Here is a 17,297-nt window from a genome sequence, read left to right on the forward strand (position 1 = left end):
GGGCACGCAAGGTGCACGGTTGTCGTGGTGTTTGATTTTGCTTGGTTGTGGAATTTAGTTTGATTAATCGTCACATTGAGCGGTTCAGCAGGCTGTACTTGGAAGCGCCGGCTTCGGCCACATTTTCAGTCTCGCCCCGTCGTCATAAGGCAGTGCCATGATGGAAGTCTTCGAGCAGCGGCTGCTGTTGAGCTGGCTCAGCAATTTCTCGGTCCGCGTCGACCGCTATCGCTGGGCCCAGGACGGCTACACGCGCTTCGTGCTCGACGAGGCCGAGCATCTCGAAGTCGATCTCGGCGACGAAAACCGCACGATCACCAACGACATCATCGTCGAGGCCCTGCGCTCGGCCGTGGCCGTGCGCGAATCGGCCGAACCGTCGGTGCTGGAGCTGAACCTGCGCGCGGTCGGCGAGCTGCTGCAGCTCTCCGAGCAGGAGCACGTGCTCATGGGCGCCCTGGTGCGCGCCAAGGTCTCGCCGCTGTTCGAGGACTTGTTCGAGACTCTGGAGCTCGACGAGATCCGCGCCGGCGATTCGACCGTCATGGGCGTGCTCGCGACCCTGCTCGGGCTCACGCGCGGCGAACTGCTCGACGCCATGTCGCCGCGCGGCCGGCTGCTCGGGTCGGGCCTGTTCACCATCGATTACCGCTCCGACTGCCAGCCGCTGCCGGCGCTGACGCGCTTTTTGCAGGCCCAGGCCGAGCCGCTGTCCGACGTGCGCGCCGCGCTGCTCGGCGATCCGCTGCTGCACAGCCTCGAGTGGGAGGACTACGAGCACCTGCGCGAAGACCGCGACCTGGCCGGCAACATCCTGTCGCGTGCGGCCAGCCTGCAGGAGCACGGTATCCATATCCTGCTGTACGGCGCGCCGGGAACCGGCAAGACCGAGTTCTGCAAGACGCTCGCGGCCAAGCTGGGCCTGAAGCTCTACGGCGTCGGCATGGCCGACGAGCGCGGGCAGGAGCCTTCGCGCGACGAGCGCGTGGGCTCGTTCCGGCTGTCGCAGAAGCTGCTCGAAAACCAGACCGATGCCCTGCTGCTGTTCGACGAGGCCGAAGACCTGCTGCGCGCCGAAGGCCACGACGAGTTCCTCGCCGAGCGCCCGGGCGGCTACGGCTCGCGCGTGTTCATGCACAAGCTGTTCGAGGAATCGCGTGTGCCGACGCTGTGGACGGTCAACGATCCGTCCGCGCTCGGACCGAGCGTGCTGCGCCGCATGACCTTCGCGATCGAAATGAAGGTGCCGCCGGCGCGCGTGCGCGAGCGCGTCTGGGCGCGCCTGCTCGAGCGCGAGCATGTCGACATTCCGCGCGACGAAATTCGCCGCCTGGCCGAGGACTTCGACACCGCGCCCGCGATCGCCGCCGGCGCGGTTCGTTCGGCGCGCCTGACCGGCGGCGGCTCGCGCGAGATTCGTCGCGCGGTGACCTCGATCGCCAAGGTCATGCGCGGCGCCGAGGCGCCGCCGCGGCCGAACAACGCGGTCGCCTACGAGCCGCAGCTGATCAACGCCGATCTCGATCTGGCGAATCTCGCGACGCGCCTGTCCGGGCTCGATACGCGTGCGTTCTCGCTGTGCCTCTACGGCCCGCCGGGTACCGGCAAGAGCGCCTACGTGCGCTGGCTCGCGCGCGAGATGGGCCTGGAGGTGATCCAGAAGCGCGCCTCCGACCTGCTCAGCAAATGGGTCGGCGAGAACGAGCGCAATATCGCCGCCGCGTTCGCCGAGGCGCGCGATGCTGGCGCGTTCCTGGTGTTCGACGAGGCCGATTCGCTGCTCGGTGACCGCCGCCATGCGAGCCAGGGCTGGGAGATCAGCCAGGTCAACGAAATGCTGACCTGGATGGAAAGCCACGAGCTGCCGTTCGCCTGCATCACCAATCTCATGAGCCATCTCGACGAGGCCGCGCTGCGCCGCTTCTCGTTCAAGGTGAAGTTCGATTTCCTCAAGCCCGCCCAGCGCGAGCTCGCGTTCCGTCATTACTTCGATATCGAGGCGCCGGCCGGCGTGCGCGAGATCGATTCGCTGACGCCCGGCGACTACGCGGTGGTGCGCAATCGTGCGAAGCTGCTCGGGGAACTCGGCAACGGCGCCGAACTCAAGAAAATGCTTGAGGCGGAAGTGGCCGTGAAGCCGCATGCGCGCAAGCAGATCGGCTTCCATTCACCACTGTATCCACCACTGAGTTCGTAGACATGCGTCTTGCCGCGTCTTTGCCGGGCCTGTTGTTCGCTTGCGTCAGCTTCGTTTCGACCGCTGCGGTCGTGCCCCAGGAGGCGATCGGAAAATGGGTCGAGAAGGGCGATGCCGGCTCCATCGGCTGGGAGTTCGCTGCCGAGCAAATCATCATTTCCCCGGCGGATGCGGCCGGCGCTCCACAAGGCGAGGCGAGCAAGCTCGACGTGCTCTACCAGGCGCACAACGGCGGCTGGATCATCGTGCTGCGCTCGCCCGAAAGCGGGGCCCCGATCGGTGAAGGTGCGATGCAGCTTGTCAAGGACGGGTCGCTGCTCGTGATGCTGCCCGGCATCGGAGAACACCAGCTGCAGCGCGCCGGCGCGGCCGCCAAGCCCAAGGCCAAGCAGTAGCCTTCGCCCCGCGCGAGCAGGCTGGCCTCGTCCGGCGGCATCGCCGACAATCGCGCTCCGGTCGGCGCCGCCGGCTTCACGTTTCGACGAATTCACATGAGCTATCTCGCACTCGCCCGTAAATGGCGCCCGCGCGTCTTCGCCGACGTGATGGGGCAGGGGCATGTGGTCAAGGCGCTGTCGCACGCGCTCGATGGCGACAAGCTGCATCCGGCCATTCTGCTCACCGGTACGCGTGGGGTCGGCAAGACCACGCTCGCGCGGATCATCGCCAAGGGCCTCAATTGCGAGACCGGCGTGTCCTCGCAGCCTTGCGGCACTTGCAGCGCCTGCAAGGAAGTCGATGGCGGCCGCTTCGTCGACCTGCTCGAAATCGACGCCGCGAGCAACACCGGCGTCGACAACGTGCGCGAGCTGATCGACAACAGCCAGTATTCGCCGGCGCGCGGACGCTACAAGGTCTACCTGATCGACGAAGTCCACATGCTGTCGAAGAGCGCGTTCAACGCGCTGCTGAAGACACTCGAAGAGCCGCCGTCGCACGTCAAATTCATCCTCGCGACCACCGATCCGCAAAAGCTGCCGATCACGGTGCTGTCGCGCTGCCTGCAGTTCAACCTGAAGCGCCTGCCGGTGGTGGTGATCCGCGACCAGCTCGCCAAGGTGCTCGACAACGAAGGCGTCGGCTACGAGCTCGCGGCCGCGACCGAGATCGCGCGCTCGGCCGATGGCTCGATGCGCGATGGCCTGTCGCTACTCGATCAGGCGATCGCGTTCGCGGGCGGCGAAGCGCTCAAGCGCGAGCCGGTGGCCGAGATGCTCGGCACGGGTTCGCGGCAGATGCTCGTCGAGCTGCTGCAGGCGCTCGCCAAGAGCGACGGCGCGCTGATGCTCGCCGCGCTCAGGAAGCTCGAATCGCAATCGCCCGATTACGCCTCGCTGCTCAACGACGTCGCCGCGAGCCTGCAGCGCATCGCCGTGCTGCAGTTGCTGCCCGATGCGCGCGATGACGACGACGATGCGGACATCGTCGCGCTCGCCGCTGAAATGACCGTCGAGGACGTGCAGCTCTGGTATCAGATCGCGGTCAACGGTCGTCGCGATCTGCCGTGGGCACCCGATCCGCGCCTGGGTTTCGAAATGAGCCTGCTGCGCATGCTCGCGTTCAAGCCCGACGAGGCCGGCGGCACGGCACCGAAGGCGCCTCCGGCGGGTGGGGCGAGGCCGACGCCGTCCGTGGCCGGCGGGTCGCGCCCGCAGACGGCGAGCGCCGGTGCATCGGGCGCCATGGCCGAAGCCGCTCCGACCTCGGCCGCCGAGCCGCCCACCGGTTCCGCCTCGACGCCTGCTGCATCGGCGACATCGGATCTGTCCGCCTTGCCCTGGGCCGAACTGCACGAGCAGCTCGGACTCGAGGGCGCCGCGCGCCAGCTCGCGCGCCAGTGCGCCTGGGTGTCACGCGAAGACAATCGCGTGCTGCTGTACCTGTCGCCCGACGCGGCGTTTCTGCTCGTCGAGGCGCGTCGCGCCGCGCTCGAGGCGGCGCTGTCGCGTGCCTACGGCGAGCGCATCGAACTGCGCATCCAGCTGCGCATGGCCGACGAGCCGGCGCCCGAGTCGTCGGCGGGCATCAGCCCGGCCGAGCTCGATGCGCGGCGCGCGGTCGAGAAGGTCAAGGCTGCGCAGGTTTCGATCGAAACCGATCCGGTGGTGCGCGCGTTTCGCGAACAGTTCGGGGCCAGCGTGCGCCCGGGCTCGATCCAGCCGCTCGATTCCTGAGAGCCATCCGGCTTTCGTCACCCAATCTTTTGAATCTTTGAGGAGTTACCCATGAAAGGTCCGCTAGGCCAGCTCATGCGCCAGGCGCAGCAGGTGCAGGACAACATCAAGCGCGCTCAGGACGAAGTCGCCAAGCTCGAAGCCACCGGCGAATCCGGCGCCGGCATGGTCCGCGTCACGCTCGACGGCAAGCACCAGGCGCGCAAGGTCGAAATCGCCCCGGCCGCGCTGCAGGAAGACAAGGAATTCCTCGAAGACCTGATCGCCGCGGCGATCAACGACGCCTCGCAGAAGATCGATGCGATCAGCAAGGACAAGATGGCGGCCGCCACGGGCGGCATGCAGCTGCCGCCGGGGCTGAATCTGGGGCTGTAGGATTTTGTTCCCCTCTCCCGCGTGCGGCGGGGTGTAGCTTAGCCTGGTAGAGCGCTACGTTCGGGACGTAGAGGCCGGAGGTTCGAATCCTCTCACCCCGACCAGGGTGGTCCGAAGGACCGGGAGAGGGGAAGCTCGCAAAGTGCGCGCGCTTTCCAGACGAACCCTCTCTCCCCGCCTTCGGCGGGACTCTCTCCCGCGAGCGGGAGAGAGGAACGGCGTAGCGCTCAACGAATGCCGGAACCTCGCAGCCCGAATCCACCATGACCTCTGACGGCAAATGGTCGTTCTTCCCGCTTTTCTTCCGCGTCGCCGACCGGCGCGTGCTCGTGGTGGGCGGAGGCGAGGTCGCGGCGCGCAAGGTCCGGCTGCTGGCGCGCTCGCGGGCGCGCATCGAGATCGTCGCGCGTGAGCTCAACGAGGAACTGCTCGCACTGAGCGAGGCGCAGGCGGTTCGTCATCTGGGCACCGAATTCGAAGCGTCCCGTCTCGACAGCTGCGCGCTGGTGATCGCGGCGACCGACGACCCCGAGCTCAACCGCCGCATCGCCGCCGAGGCCGATGCGCGCGGTATCCCGGTCAACGCCGTCGACGATCCTCAGGCCAGCAGCTTCGTCACGCCGTCGATCGTCGATCGTTGGCCGGTGGTCATCGCCATCGGCACCGAAGGCCTGGCGCCGGTACTCGGCCGCCGCCTGCGCGAGAAACTCGAAACCCTGCTGCCGGCCGCCTACGGCCGGCTCGCGCAGTTCATGGGCGAGCGGCGCGAGCGTGTGCAGCAGGCGCTCGCGCAGCCGCAAAGGCGCGGACTCTGGGAGCGCTTCCTCGATTCGCCGGGCGCCGAAGCGGTGCTGTCCGGTGCCGCCGAAGCGGCTGCCGACGCCGAACTGCAGAAGCTCCTCGACGGCGAACCGGTGCGCGGAGAGGTCTACCTGGTCGGCGCCGGCCCGGGCGATCCGGATCTGCTGACGTTTCGTGCGCTGCGACTCATGCAGCAGTGCGACGTGGTGCTCTACGACGCCCTGCTGCCCAGTTCCATCCTCGATCTCGTGCGCCGCGACGCCGAGCGCATCTATGTCGGCAAGCGGCGCGCGCGCCACACGCTGCCGCAGGAGCAGATCAACAGCGAGCTCGTGCGGCTGGCGCTCGAGGGCAAACGGGTACTGCGGCTCAAGGGCGGCGATCCGTTCGTATTCGGACGCGGCGGCGAGGAGATTCAGGAGCTCGCGGCGGCCGGCATTCCGTTCCAGGTGGTACCGGGCATCACCGCGGCCAACGGCTGCGCGGCCTACGCGGGCATTCCGCTCACCCACCGCGATCACGCGCAGGCCTGCATTTTCGTGACCGGCCACCAGCGCGCCGACGGCAAGCTGGCCTTGCACTGGGACGCGCTCGCGCGTCCAGGGCAAACCGTCGTCATCTACATGGGGCTCAATTCGCTGCCCGAGCTTTGCCAGGCGCTCATCGAACATGGCCTGCCGACCGACTGGCCGGCGGCCGTGGTCGAGCAGGGTACCTCGGTGAACCAGCGCGTCATCGCGGCCACGCTCGGCACGCTCGCCGCCGAGGTGCAGGCGGCACAGGTGCGGGGGCCGGCGCTGACCATCGTCGGCAGCGTGGTCAGCCTGCGCGATCAGCTGCGCTGGTTCGATAAAGCCTAGGCCCGCGGCCGCGCTCGCCCGCGCGGCGGCGGGCGCGTAGTGGCCCGCGACAGGTGTCACGCAAAGCGACGCCTGTAACAGAACTGTCATCGATATTTCATCAATTCGAAATCAGGTCTGAGTAACTTGCGGCCCGAATTCCCGTCTTCGCTCGCGCGAAAGAGGGAAATCGCGCCGCCAGAGCTGCAAAGAGCCCATCGAGGCTCGGTTCGGCGCCTTAACAGAGCTGTCATATCCGACCGAGTTTTGTGACCGAATGAAGAAAACGCCTCTCGCCGCCGCCCTTCTGCTGAGCAGCCTGTCGCCGATCGAGGTGAACGCAGAAAATCTCGATCTCTACGTCGACAAGAACACGCGGCAGATCTACTCCGAGCCGGGGCCGGATCGCGTCAAACTCGGTACCTTCAAGCAGGTCGAGGACAAGGTGCAGCTGCCTCCGCCTCCGCCCGCTCCGGCGCCGGCCACGGTGGCCTCACCGCAGCCGAAGACGCCGAGCGACAAGAAGTGGTTCGAAAAGCTCTCGCTGCGCGGCTACACGCAGATTCGTCTCGACGAGCCGCTGTCAGGCGATTCGCAGGAGCTGCGCGCTCCGGGCGACCGCTTCATCGGCGACAACCAGAGCCTCGGCATCCGCCGCGCGCGCGTGGTGCTCAGCGGCGATGTTTCCGACCATGTGTCGATCTACCTCCAGCCCGATTTCGCGAGCACGCCGAGCGGATCGAGCACCGGCAACTTCGCGCAGCTGCGCGACATCTACGCCGACCTGTACTTCGACAAGGATCGCGAATATCGCGTGCGCGTCGGCCAGTCGAAAGTGCCGTACGGCTGGGAAAACATGCAGTCGAGCCAGAACCGCCTGACGCTCGATCGCGCCGATGCGCTGAACTCCGCGGTGCGCGACGAGCGCGACCTCGGCGCGTTCTTCTATTACACGCCCAAGGCGGTCGGCGAGCGTTATCGCCACCTGATCCGCGATGGTCTCAAGGGCTCGGGCGACTACGGCATGTTCGGCCTGGGCGTCTACAACGGCCAGGGCGCCAACCGCGCCGAAGGCAACGACAGCTTCCACACCGTGGCGCATGCCACCTATCCGTTCGAGTTCGCCAACGGCCAGATCGTGGAACTGGGTGTCGACGCCTACACGGGCTATTTCAAGATCGGCACCGGCTCGATCACGGTCGACGGCAGCAGCTTCACGCCGGCCACCGATGCGCGCCAGCACGGTTTCAAGGACCAGCGCGTGGCCGCGCACTTCATCGTCTATCCGCAGCCTTTCGGCTTGCAGGGCGAGTGGACGGTCGGCCGCGGACCGGAACTCGACATCGACGCGCAGGAAGTTCGCGTGCGCTCGCTGAGCGGCGGCTACCTGCAGGCGATGTACAAGCTCGACACCAAGGAGCACGGCGTCTTCTTCCCGTACATCAAGGGCCAGACCTACGACGGCGCCTCCAAGTTCGACACCAACGCGCCGAAGATGAAGGTGGACGAAGTGGAAGCCGGCATCGAATGGCAGATTCGTCCGGAGCTCGAGCTCGTCGCCGCCTACGCGCACATGGAGCGCACCAATGTCGGCAGCGCGCCGTACAACGTCGTCGATGGCGATCTGCTGCGGTTCCAGCTGCAGATCAATTACTGATCAGGCCGATGTAAGCCCTCTCCCTCCGGGAGAGCGGTAGGGGTGAGGGATTCGCAGTCACAGCCCGGCCTGATTTGCGCCGGAGACTCCCTCACCCGGCGCTACGCGCCACCCTCTCCCAGGGAGAAGGCAAACTCAGGCTTGCCGAACCTTGCTTTCATCCAGATCGCGAGCGCGCAGGCGCTTCTGGATCGCGCGCAGGATGCCGGCGTCGTCGAGCCCGCACTGGGCCAGCAATTCCTCGCGCGTGCCGTGCTCGATGAAATGATCGGGCAGGCCGAGGTTGAGCACCTGCACCTTGTGGTGCTGGGCGACGAGCACCTCGTTGACCGCGCTGCCGGCGCCGCCCATGCGGGCGTTGTCCTCGATCGTCACGAGCAGGTCGCTCTCGTTGGCGAGTTCGAGCACGAGTTCGGCGTCGATCGGTTTGACGAAGCGCATGTCGGCGACCGTCGCATCGAGAATGTCGGCGACGCGCAGCGCGTTCTCGACCATGCAGCCGAAGGCGAGCAGGGCGACGCGCGGAAGCCGGCGGCCCTTGGCCTCGCGCACGAGGCAGCCCTTGCCGATCGCGAGCGGCTTGGGCTCGGCCTCTTTCGGCAAGCCCTTGCCGTTGCCGCGCGGATAGCGCACCGCGCTCGGCCCGGTGTGGGCGATGCCGGTCGCGAGCATGCGGCGGCACTCGTTCTCGTCGCTCGGCGCCATGATCACGAGGTTCGGAATGCAGCGCAGGTACGACAGATCGAAGGCGCCGTGATGCGTCGCGCCGTCGGCGCCGACCAGACCACCGCGATCGATCGCGAACACCACCGGCAGGTTCTGGATCGCGACGTCGTGGACCAGCTGGTCGTAGCCGCGCTGCAGGAAGGTCGAATAGATCGCGCAGACCGGCTTCAGGCCTTCGCAGGCCAGGCCCGCCGAAAAGGTCACCGCATGCTGCTCGGCGATGCCGACGTCGAAATAACGATCCGGAAAGCGCTTGGCGAAGTCGACCAGGCCCGAGCCTTCACGCATCGCCGGCGTGATCGCGACGATGCGCTCGTCGCGCGCCGCGGTTTCGCACAGCCAGTCGCCGAACACCTGCGTGTAGCTCGGCGCACCGGCCGGCTTCTTGGCCGGGAACGCGCCGGTGACCGGATCGAATTGAGTGACGCCGTGATACTTGATCGGATCGGCCTCGGCGGGCGTAAAGCCCTTGCCCTTGACCGTGATGACGTGCAGCAGCTGCGGGCCGCGCGCGTCCTTGAGCTTTTCGAGCGCTGAGGTCAGCGCATCGAGGTCGTGGCCGTCGATCGGCCCGGTGTAGTGGAAGCCGAAGGTGCGGAACAGCGCACCCGGATTGTCGAGATGGGTTTCGACGCGGTCCTCGCCGTCCTGCGGCAGGCGCACGAGATGCGGAGCGACCAGGCCGAGCTTCTGCACGAGGCGCGCGGAATGATCGCGCAGGCCGCCGACGTTCTCGGAGATCGACATGTCGTTGTCGTTGTAGATCACGAGCATGTCGAGACCGGCGTGGCCGGCGTGGTTGAGTGCCTCGAAGGCCATGCCGCCGGTCATGCCGCCGTCGCCGATCACCGCCACCGCGCGGCGCTTCTCGCCGCGCACGCGCGCGCCGGCGGCCATGCCGGCGGCGGCCGAGATCGCGGTGCTGCTGTGGCCGACGCCGAAGGCGTCGTAATCGCTCTCGGCGCGGTGGTTGAACGGCGCCAGGCCGCCGAGCTTGCGGATGGTTTCGAGCCGGGCGCGACGGCCGGTGACGATCTTGTGCGGATACGACTGATGGCCCACGTCCCAGACGACACGGTCGTGCGGGGTATCGAGCACGCGGTGCAGCGCCAGCGTGAGCTCGACGGTGCCGAGGTTGGCGGCGAAGTGGCCGCCGATGCGGCCGAGGGTTTCGATCAGGAAGCGGCGCAGTTCCACGGCCAGATGCGGCAGCTCGGCGGCGGGCAGCCTGCGCAGGTCGGCAGGGGTGTTGACCCCGCCCAAGAGCGAATATCCCGGGATGTCAGTCATGCTGGAAAGTGGAATAAGGTGTTGAAAGCATTATGGTGGAAGATCAACGGCTACTCATGTCGCCAGGGCCTGGGCTCGCTGGCCGACGCGTCATTGCCCCTTGCTTGCATGAGGTCCGCCGCATTTCAGTGCTTGCGGCCCTGGATGTGGTCCGCGAGCCAGACCAGAGGCTCCGCCCGATCGCCAAACACCGCCAGGGCGGTCCGCGCTTCGTCGAACAGCTGGGCTGCGCGGCGCTTGGCTGGATCGAGCCCCATCAGTGAAGGATAGGTTGATTTGTGCGCCGCAACATCCTTGCCGGCGGTCTTGCCGAGATCGGCCGAACTGCCCTCGATGTCGAGCACGTCGTCCTGGATCTGGTAGGCCAGGCCGATCAGCCGGCCATAGCGTTCGAGCGCATTGAACCAGCCGGCGTCCGCGAACGCCGAGGCCTGCGTGACGAGCATCAGGCTCGCCAGGATCAGCGCCCCGGTCTTGTGCATGTGCAGGCATTCGAGCTCGGCGAGCGTCAGCGAGCGCTGCTCGGATTCGAGGTCGACGGCCTGGCCGCCGACCATGCCGCACGATCCGGAGGCGCGCGCGAGTGTCGAGATCATCTGCAGGCGCTGGGCCGCGACGAGGTGCTGGCCTTCGCGCGCGAGCACCGCGAACGCGAGCGCCTGCAGGCCGTCGCCGACGAGGATCGCGGTGGCCTCGTCGTATTGCTTGTGCGTGGTCGGGCGGCCGCGGCGCAGATCGTCGTCGTCCATCGACGGCAGGTCGTCGTGCACGAGCGAATAGGCGTGGATCAGTTCGAGCGCGCAGGCCGGGGCGTCGAGCGCCTCGGGGTCGAGCGCGAGCACTTCGCCGGCCGCGTAGACGAGCAGGGCGCGCAGGCGTTTGCCGCCCTGCGTCGAATAGCGCATGGCCTCGTGCAGCCGCGCCGGATAGGTGCCGGGCGCCGGGATGCAACGGTCGAGCGCCGCTTCCACGCGCTGCCGATAGGCCTCCACGCGGGAGCCGAAAGAAGTGATGTTCAAGGCGTTTCTGAACTCAGCCGGCGCTGTCGTCGGAGGCGAGCAGGTTGCGCACCTTGAGCTCGGCGGTTTCGAGCGACTGGCGGCACTGGCGGGTCAGTGCGACACCGCGCTCGAACAGGCGCAGCGATTCTTCGAGCTTCAGATCGCCGCGCTCCATCTGGCCGACGATGGTTTCGAGTTCGCCAAGCGCGTCTTCGAAGCGCGAGACCTCGTCGGTCGCCGCAGCCGCGGCCACGGCCGGTTCCGGCTGAGCGCTGGGTTCTTCGTTGAAGAGCCCTGATTTATCGGTATTTTTCGGCATCGCGAGCGAGGTGCTGGCGTCGGGAAGCGCCCAGTCTAGCGTGGTTGCGGAGGCTGGGTTCATCGGCTACCGTCGCGGCCAACGAGCCGGCGGCCTCTGCCGCCCGGCCCTCTCGCATTCGACCTCCCAAGCATCAATGGCCGCTCCTTCCAATACGTCCAATTCGACCTACGGCGCCGCACAGATCGAGGTGCTGTCCGGCCTGGACCCGGTGCGCAAGCGCCCCGGCATGTACACCGACACCCAGCGCCCGAATCATCTCGCGCAGGAAGTCATCGACAACTCGGTCGACGAGGCGCTGGCCGGCCACGCCAGCCGCATCGATGTCGTGCTCTATGAGGACGGCTCGCTGTCGGTGTCCGACGACGGTCGCGGCATGCCCGTGGACATGCATCCTGAGCACAAGGTCTCGGGTGTCGAGCTGATTCTGACCAAGCTGCATTCGGGCGCCAAGTTCAGCAACAAGATGTACCAGTTCTCGGGCGGTCTGCACGGCGTCGGCGTCTCGGTGGTCAATGCGCTGTCGACCAAGCTCGAAGTACGCGTCAAGCGCGGCGGCACCGAGTACCAGATCGACTTCGCCAACGGCGACAAGTCCGCCGAGCTGCGACCGATCGGCAGCGTGCCGAAGTCGCATTCGGGCACCACGGTCCGTTTCTGGCCCGATGCCAAGTATTTCGACGTCGCCAAGTTCGCCATTCCGCGCCTGCGGCAGGTGCTGCGCGCCAAGGCCGTGCTGTGCCCGAACCTGCGCGTCTCGCTCGACGACCAGATCAACAAGGAGCAGCAGGTCTGGCAGTACGAGAACGGCCTGACCGATTACCTCAAGGATTCGCTCGCCGAAGCCGAGACGCTGCCGTCCGAGCCGTTCGTGGGCCACTTCAAGGGCGAGCGCGAAGAGGCCGACTGGGCCGTGCTCTGGCTGACCAGCGGTGGCGAGCCGGTGTCCGAGGCCTACGTCAACCTGATTCCGACCGCCCAGGGTGGCACCCACGTCAACGGTCTGCGCACCGGGCTGACCGAGGCGATCCGCGAGTTCTGCGAGTTCCGCAACCTGCTGCCGCGCGGGCTCAAGCTCACGCCAGACGATGCCTGGGCCGGTTGCAGCTACGTGCTGTCCGTGAAGATGCAAGACCCGCAGTTCGCCGGCCAGACCAAGGAGCGCCTGTCCTCGCGCGAGACCGCGGCCTTCGTGTCCGGCGTGGTGCACGACAGTTTCAGCCTGTGGCTCAACCAGCATCCGAACGAGGGCGAGCAGATTGCCCAGCTCGTCATCGCCAACGCGACGGCGCGGATGAAGCAGTCCAAGCAGGTGGTCCGCAAGAAGATCACCAGCGGCCCGGCGCTGCCCGGCAAGCTCGCCGATTGCGTGTCGACCGACCTGCGCCAGACCGAGCTGTTCCTCGTCGAAGGCGATTCGGCCGGCGGCTCGGCCAAGCAGGCGCGCGACCGCGATACGCAGGCGATCATGCCGCTGCGCGGCAAGATCCTGAACACCTGGGAAGTCGATCACGGCGAGGCGCTCGGCAGCCAGGAAATTCACGACATCAGCGTCGCCATCGGCGTCGATCCGGGCTCGCCCGATATCAGCGGGCTGCGCTACGGCAAGGTCTGCGTGCTGGCCGACGCCGACTCCGACGGCCTGCACATCGCCACGCTGCTGTGCGCGCTGTTCCTGAAGCATTACCGGCCGCTGGTCGAAGCCGGGCACATCTACATCGCGATGCCGCCGCTGTTCCGCATCGATGCGGGCAAGCAGGTGTTCTACGCGCTCGACGAGCCCGAGAAGAACGGCATCCTCGATCGCCTGAAGGCCGAGAACAATCGCGCCAAGGTCTCGGTGACGCGCTTCAAAGGCCTGGGCGAAATGAACCCGCTGCAGCTGCGGGAAACCACCATGGCCAAGGACACGCGTCGGCTCGTGCAACTCTCGCTCGATGAAACGCCGGCCGAAACCGTGGTCGACATGCTGCTGGCCAAGAAGCGCGCGGGCGACCGCAAGGACTGGCTCGAGCGCGAGGGCAACCGGGCCGAGGTCTGATTGGCCTGGGCAAGCATGCTCGCTATCATGCGCATGACTATGCGCATTGGTGATCCACATGGGACGTAACGACCGCCTCGCTGCCAGCCGGAAAGCGACCAACGTCAGCCTGGATTCCGAGCTGCTGCGTGACGCCCGCGAGCTGGACGTCAATGTTTCCCGCGCCTGCGAGCAGGGCCTGGCCGAGGAAGTGCGCAAGCGCAAATGGGCCAAGTGGCAGGAAGACAACAAGGAATCGATCGAGGCCTACAACCAGTTCGTCGAAAAGCACGGGCTCATGAGCGAATACTTCCACGATTTCGGCAACGGCCTGCGCAAGTGGGAGGACGATGGCGCAGTTTGATCTCTACGCCAATCCGGTTCCTGCTGCGAGGCGTCTTCGTCCTTACCTGTTGGAAATCCAGTCGGACCTGCTGACCGGCATGCAGACCACCGTGGTGGTGCCGCTGCTGGTGCTCGGAGCGGAGCGGTCGCGGTTCGAGCGGCTGACGCCGGAGCTCCAGATCGGAAACGAGCGCCTGCGCTTGTGGCTACCTGACATTCTGAGCGTTCATCGGCGCGCACTCGGGCGCCCTATCGTCAATCTTTCGAGCGAGCGCGACCGCATCATCGCGGCGCTCGACCATCTCATTTCCGGATTCTGATGAACCCCATCGACCCCAACGAAACCGAACGCCTGCCGCTGCGGCTTTTCGCCGAGAAGGCCTATCTCGACTACTCGATGTACGTGGTGCTCGACCGCGCGCTGCCGCACGTGGCCGACGGCCTCAAGCCGGTGCAGCGCCGCATCATCTACTCGATGTCCGAACTCGGCATCAACGCCACCGCCAAGCACCGCAAGTCGGCGCTGACCGTCGGCGATGTAATCGGCAAATACCATCCGCACGGCGACTCGGCCTGCTACGAAGCCATGGTCACCATGGCGCAGCCGTTCAACTATCGCTATCCGCTCGTCGACGGACAGGGCAACTGGGGCAGCGCGGACGATCCCAAGAGCTTCGCCGCGTATCGCTACACCGAATCGCGCCTCACGCCGTACGCCAACGCGCTGCTGTCGGAACTCGACATGGGCACGGTGGACTGGACGCCGAACTTCGACGGCATGCGCGACGAGCCGCGCCTGCTGCCCGCGCGGCTGCCGAACATTCTCGTCAACGGCACCATGGGCATCGCGGTGGGCATGGCGACGGACATTCCGCCGCACAACATCCGCGAACTCGCACGCGCCTGCATCCACCTGCTCAAGCATCCGAACGCGCAGATCGAATCGCTCATGGAGCACGTGCCGGGGCCGGATTATCCGACCGGCTGCGAAATCGTTTCCGAGCCGCACGATCTGCTGAAGATCTACAGCACCGGTGTGGGCCAGGTGCGGGCACGTGCGCGCTGGGAGAAGGAAGACGAAGGCGTGATCGTCATCACGCACCTGCCGCATCAGGTGTCGGGTTCGAAGATCCAGGAGCAGATCGCCGAGCAGATGCGCGCCAAGAAGCTGCCGATCGTCGAAGACGTGCGCGACGAATCCGATCACGAGAATCCCACGCGCATCGTCATCGTGCCGCGCAGCAATCGCGTCGATGCCGAAGCGCTGATGGCGCATCTGTTCGCCACCACCGATCTCGAACGCAGCCATCGCGTCAATCTCAACATGATCGGCCTCGATGGCCGTCCGCGCGTGAAGAACCTGCGCGACATCCTGGGCGAGTGGCTGAGCTTCCGCTTCAACACGGTGACGCGGCGTTTGAATCACCGCCTGCAGAAGGTCAACGATCGCCTGCACCTGTTGGAAGGCCTGCTGATCGCCTTCCTGAATCTCGACGAAGTGATTCGCATCATCCGCTTCGAGGACGAGCCGCGCGCCAAGCTCATGCGCACGTTCGCGCTGTCCGAAGTGCAGACCGATTACATCCTCGACACGCGCCTGCGCCAGTTGCAGCGCCTCGAGGAGATGAAGATCAAGGGCGAGCAGGCCGAACTCGAAGCCGAGAAGAAGGGCCTCGAAGAACTGCTCGGCGACGACGACAAGCTCAAGCAGCTCATCGCCAAGGAGATCAAGGAAGACGCCAAGACCTACGGCGACGAGCGTCGTTGCCCGATCAACGCCAAGCCGCCGGCCGTGGCGATGACGCAGGCCGAGATCACACCGGCCGAAGCGGTCACCGTGGTGATTTCGAAGGCCGGCTGGATTCGCGCGGGCAAGGGTCACGAGCTCGATCCGACCGCACTGTCGTACAAGGCCGGCGACGAGTATTTCGCGCACGCGGTCGGCAAGACCAACCAGCTGCTGATCCTGCTCGACAGCAAGGGGCGCTGCTACACGCTCAATCCGCGCGAGCTGCCGAGCGCGCGCTCGCAGGGCGAGCCCGTGACGACCAGGCTCGACCTGCAGGACGGCGCGCGCATCGTCGCGCTGCTGATGGGCGAGGAGAGCGATCGCTACGTGCTCGGCGGCACCGACGGCTACGGTTTCCAGACCCGGCTCGGCGAGCTGCAGGCGCGCAACAAGGCCGGCAAGGCGGTGATCACGCTCGAAGGCGCTCCGCTACCGCCGGCGATCACGCGCGACGTGGGCGATCGCTTCGCACTGGTGACCGCAGAAGGCCGTCTGCTGGTGTTCGCGATCGGCGAGCTGCCGGAGCTCGCCAAGGGCAAGGGCAACAAGCTCGTCACCTTGAAGGGCGAAGATCGCATCGTCGCCAGCTGCGTGGTGCCGGTCGGTGCCTCGATCGTCGTCACCAGCGGCAAGCGCACGCTGACGCTCAAGCCTTCGGACGTTGCGGCCTACACCGGCGCGCGCGCCTCGCGCGGCAACCATCTGCCGCGCGGTTACCAGACCGTGGAGCGCATCACGGCGGAGACCAAATCCTGAACCGGATTCCGGGCGCGATCTTGATTGAGGCGTTCCAGACCCCAAGACAGGGAAACCCGGACTCCTCCGGGGCCGCCTTCCACGTTCACAGCCTTCCAACGCCATGAAACGCATTGCTCTGTTCCTGATCACCAACCTGGCCGTGATGCTCGTGCTGTCGGTCGTCGCCTCGCTGCTCGGCGTCAACCGCTACCTGACCGCCAACGGACTCAACTTCGGCGCCCTGCTGGCCTTCTGCGCCATCTTCGGTTTCGGCGGCTCGATCATTTCCTTGCTGATGTCCAAGTGGGTCGCGAAGCGCTCGGTCGGCGCGCAGGTGATCACCGAGCCGCGCAATTCCGCCGAAATGTGGCTGCTGCAGACGGTCGAGCGCCAAGCGCGCGCGGCCGGCATCGGCATGCCCGAAGTCGCGGTCTACGACGCGCCGGAGCCCAATGCTTTCGCCACCGGCGCGAACAAGAACGCGGCCCTCGTCGCGGTGAGCACCGGTTTGATGCGGAGCATGAACCAGGACGAAGTCGAAGCCGTGCTCGGCCACGAAATCAGCCACATCGCCAATGGCGACATGGTGACGCTGACGCTGATTCAGGGCGTGGTGAACACCTTCGTGATGTTTCTGGCGCGCGTGATCGGCTACTTCGTCGACAGCATGCTGTCGGGGCGCAACCAGAACGAATCGCGCAGCTCGATCGGCTTCGGTTACTACATCACCGTGTTCGTGCTTGAAATCGTGTTCGGCATTCTTGCCAGCATGATCGTCGCCTGGTTTTCGCGGCAGCGTGAATTCCGCGCCGACCGCGGCGGTGCGCATCTGGCCGGCAAGCGCAAGATGATCTCGGCGCTGCAGAAGCTCGGCGGCGCCGCCGCCTCCACCTTGCCGCCGCAGCAGATGGCCTTCGGCATCGCCGGCGGCGTCAAGGAATGGTTCTCGACGCCCCCGCCGATCGAAAAGCGCATCGCCGCGCTGCAGGCGGCGACGGGCTGAGCGGTTCGACGATGCGGTAACGA

At 66.4% G+C, this 17,297-nt stretch carries 14 protein-coding genes and 1 tRNA gene; 12 read left to right on the forward strand and 3 right to left on the reverse strand.

Going from position 1 to position 17,297, the window contains the following annotated elements; genetic code table 11:
* Window positions 1–157: 157 nt before the first annotated feature.
* The 7 genes from WQQ_RS15350 (at window position 158) to WQQ_RS15380 (ending at window position 8,043) form a co-directional block, all read left to right on the forward strand.
* On the forward strand, window positions 158–2,197 hold the full coding sequence (locus tag WQQ_RS15350; protein ID WP_007186138.1) for an AAA family ATPase: 2,040 nt from the start codon (window positions 158–160) through the stop codon (window positions 2,195–2,197).
* 2 nt (window positions 2,198–2,199) lie between these two features.
* A complete protein-coding gene (locus WQQ_RS15355; protein WP_007186139.1) occupies window positions 2,200–2,592 on the forward strand; it encodes a hypothetical protein in 393 nt (130 codons plus the stop codon).
* A gap of 96 nt (window positions 2,593–2,688) precedes the next feature.
* Entirely contained in the window at window positions 2,689–4,371 is a 1,683-nt protein-coding gene (gene dnaX, locus WQQ_RS15360; RefSeq protein ID WP_007186140.1) for a DNA polymerase III subunit gamma/tau, read from the forward strand.
* A 51-nt stretch (window positions 4,372–4,422) separates the two neighbouring features.
* On the forward strand, window positions 4,423–4,746 hold the full coding sequence (locus WQQ_RS15365) for a YbaB/EbfC family nucleoid-associated protein (RefSeq protein WP_007186141.1): 324 nt from the start codon (window positions 4,423–4,425) through the stop codon (window positions 4,744–4,746).
* A gap of 27 nt (window positions 4,747–4,773) precedes the next feature.
* Window positions 4,774–4,850, forward strand: a tRNA-Pro gene (locus tag WQQ_RS15370).
* Window positions 4,851–5,009: 159 nt separating this feature from the next.
* Window positions 5,010–6,407: a siroheme synthase CysG gene (gene cysG / locus WQQ_RS15375; RefSeq protein WP_007186142.1), complete on the forward strand. Its 1,398-nt coding sequence runs from the start codon at window positions 5,010–5,012 to the stop codon at window positions 6,405–6,407.
* Window positions 6,408–6,663: 256 nt separating this feature from the next.
* Window positions 6,664–8,043, forward strand: coding sequence for a porin (locus WQQ_RS15380; protein ID WP_007186143.1), 1,380 nt, complete (start codon window positions 6,664–6,666; stop codon window positions 8,041–8,043).
* Window positions 8,044–8,178: 135 nt separating this feature from the next.
* On the opposite strand, the gene dxs is transcribed toward WQQ_RS15380, so the two are convergent.
* The 3 genes from dxs to WQQ_RS25265 all read right to left on the reverse strand — a co-directional run bounded on the left by dxs (window position 8,179) and on the right by WQQ_RS25265 (window position 11,442).
* Window positions 8,179–10,059, reverse strand: coding sequence for a 1-deoxy-D-xylulose-5-phosphate synthase (gene dxs / locus WQQ_RS15385; RefSeq protein WP_040454217.1), 1,881 nt, complete (start codon window positions 10,057–10,059; stop codon window positions 8,179–8,181).
* Between the two features lie 125 nt (window positions 10,060–10,184).
* On the reverse strand, window positions 10,185–11,078 hold the full coding sequence (locus tag WQQ_RS15390) for a polyprenyl synthetase family protein (RefSeq protein ID WP_007186145.1): 894 nt from the start codon (window positions 11,076–11,078) through the stop codon (window positions 10,185–10,187).
* A 13-nt stretch (window positions 11,079–11,091) separates the two neighbouring features.
* Window positions 11,092–11,442, reverse strand: a complete 351-nt coding sequence (locus WQQ_RS25265; protein ID WP_007186146.1) for an exodeoxyribonuclease VII small subunit — start codon at window positions 11,440–11,442, stop codon at window positions 11,092–11,094.
* Between the two features lie 73 nt (window positions 11,443–11,515).
* Between WQQ_RS25265 and parE the strand changes: the two genes are divergently transcribed.
* From parE to htpX, 5 genes are all read left to right on the forward strand, one after another.
* A complete protein-coding gene (gene parE / locus WQQ_RS15400; RefSeq protein ID WP_007186147.1) occupies window positions 11,516–13,420 on the forward strand; it encodes a DNA topoisomerase IV subunit B in 1,905 nt (634 codons plus the stop codon).
* Window positions 13,421–13,478: 58 nt separating this feature from the next.
* Window positions 13,479–13,763, forward strand: coding sequence for a type II toxin-antitoxin system CcdA family antitoxin (locus WQQ_RS15405; protein WP_050997701.1), 285 nt, complete (start codon window positions 13,479–13,481; stop codon window positions 13,761–13,763).
* A complete protein-coding gene (locus tag WQQ_RS15410) occupies window positions 13,750–14,064 on the forward strand; it encodes a CcdB family protein (protein WP_007186149.1) in 315 nt (104 codons plus the stop codon). Before WQQ_RS15405 ends, WQQ_RS15410 begins: the two co-directional genes overlap by 14 nt.
* On the forward strand, window positions 14,064–16,289 hold the full coding sequence (gene parC / locus WQQ_RS15415) for a DNA topoisomerase IV subunit A (RefSeq protein ID WP_007186150.1): 2,226 nt from the start codon (window positions 14,064–14,066) through the stop codon (window positions 16,287–16,289). The genes WQQ_RS15410 and parC overlap by 1 nt, the downstream gene beginning before the upstream one ends.
* A gap of 103 nt (window positions 16,290–16,392) precedes the next feature.
* On the forward strand, window positions 16,393–17,274 hold the full coding sequence (gene htpX / locus WQQ_RS15420) for a protease HtpX (protein ID WP_007186151.1): 882 nt from the start codon (window positions 16,393–16,395) through the stop codon (window positions 17,272–17,274).
* Window positions 17,275–17,297 lie beyond the last annotated feature (23 nt).

It is taken from the genome of Hydrocarboniphaga effusa AP103, assembly GCF_000271305.1.
Taxonomy (GTDB): domain Bacteria; phylum Pseudomonadota; class Gammaproteobacteria; order Nevskiales; family Nevskiaceae; genus Hydrocarboniphaga; species Hydrocarboniphaga effusa.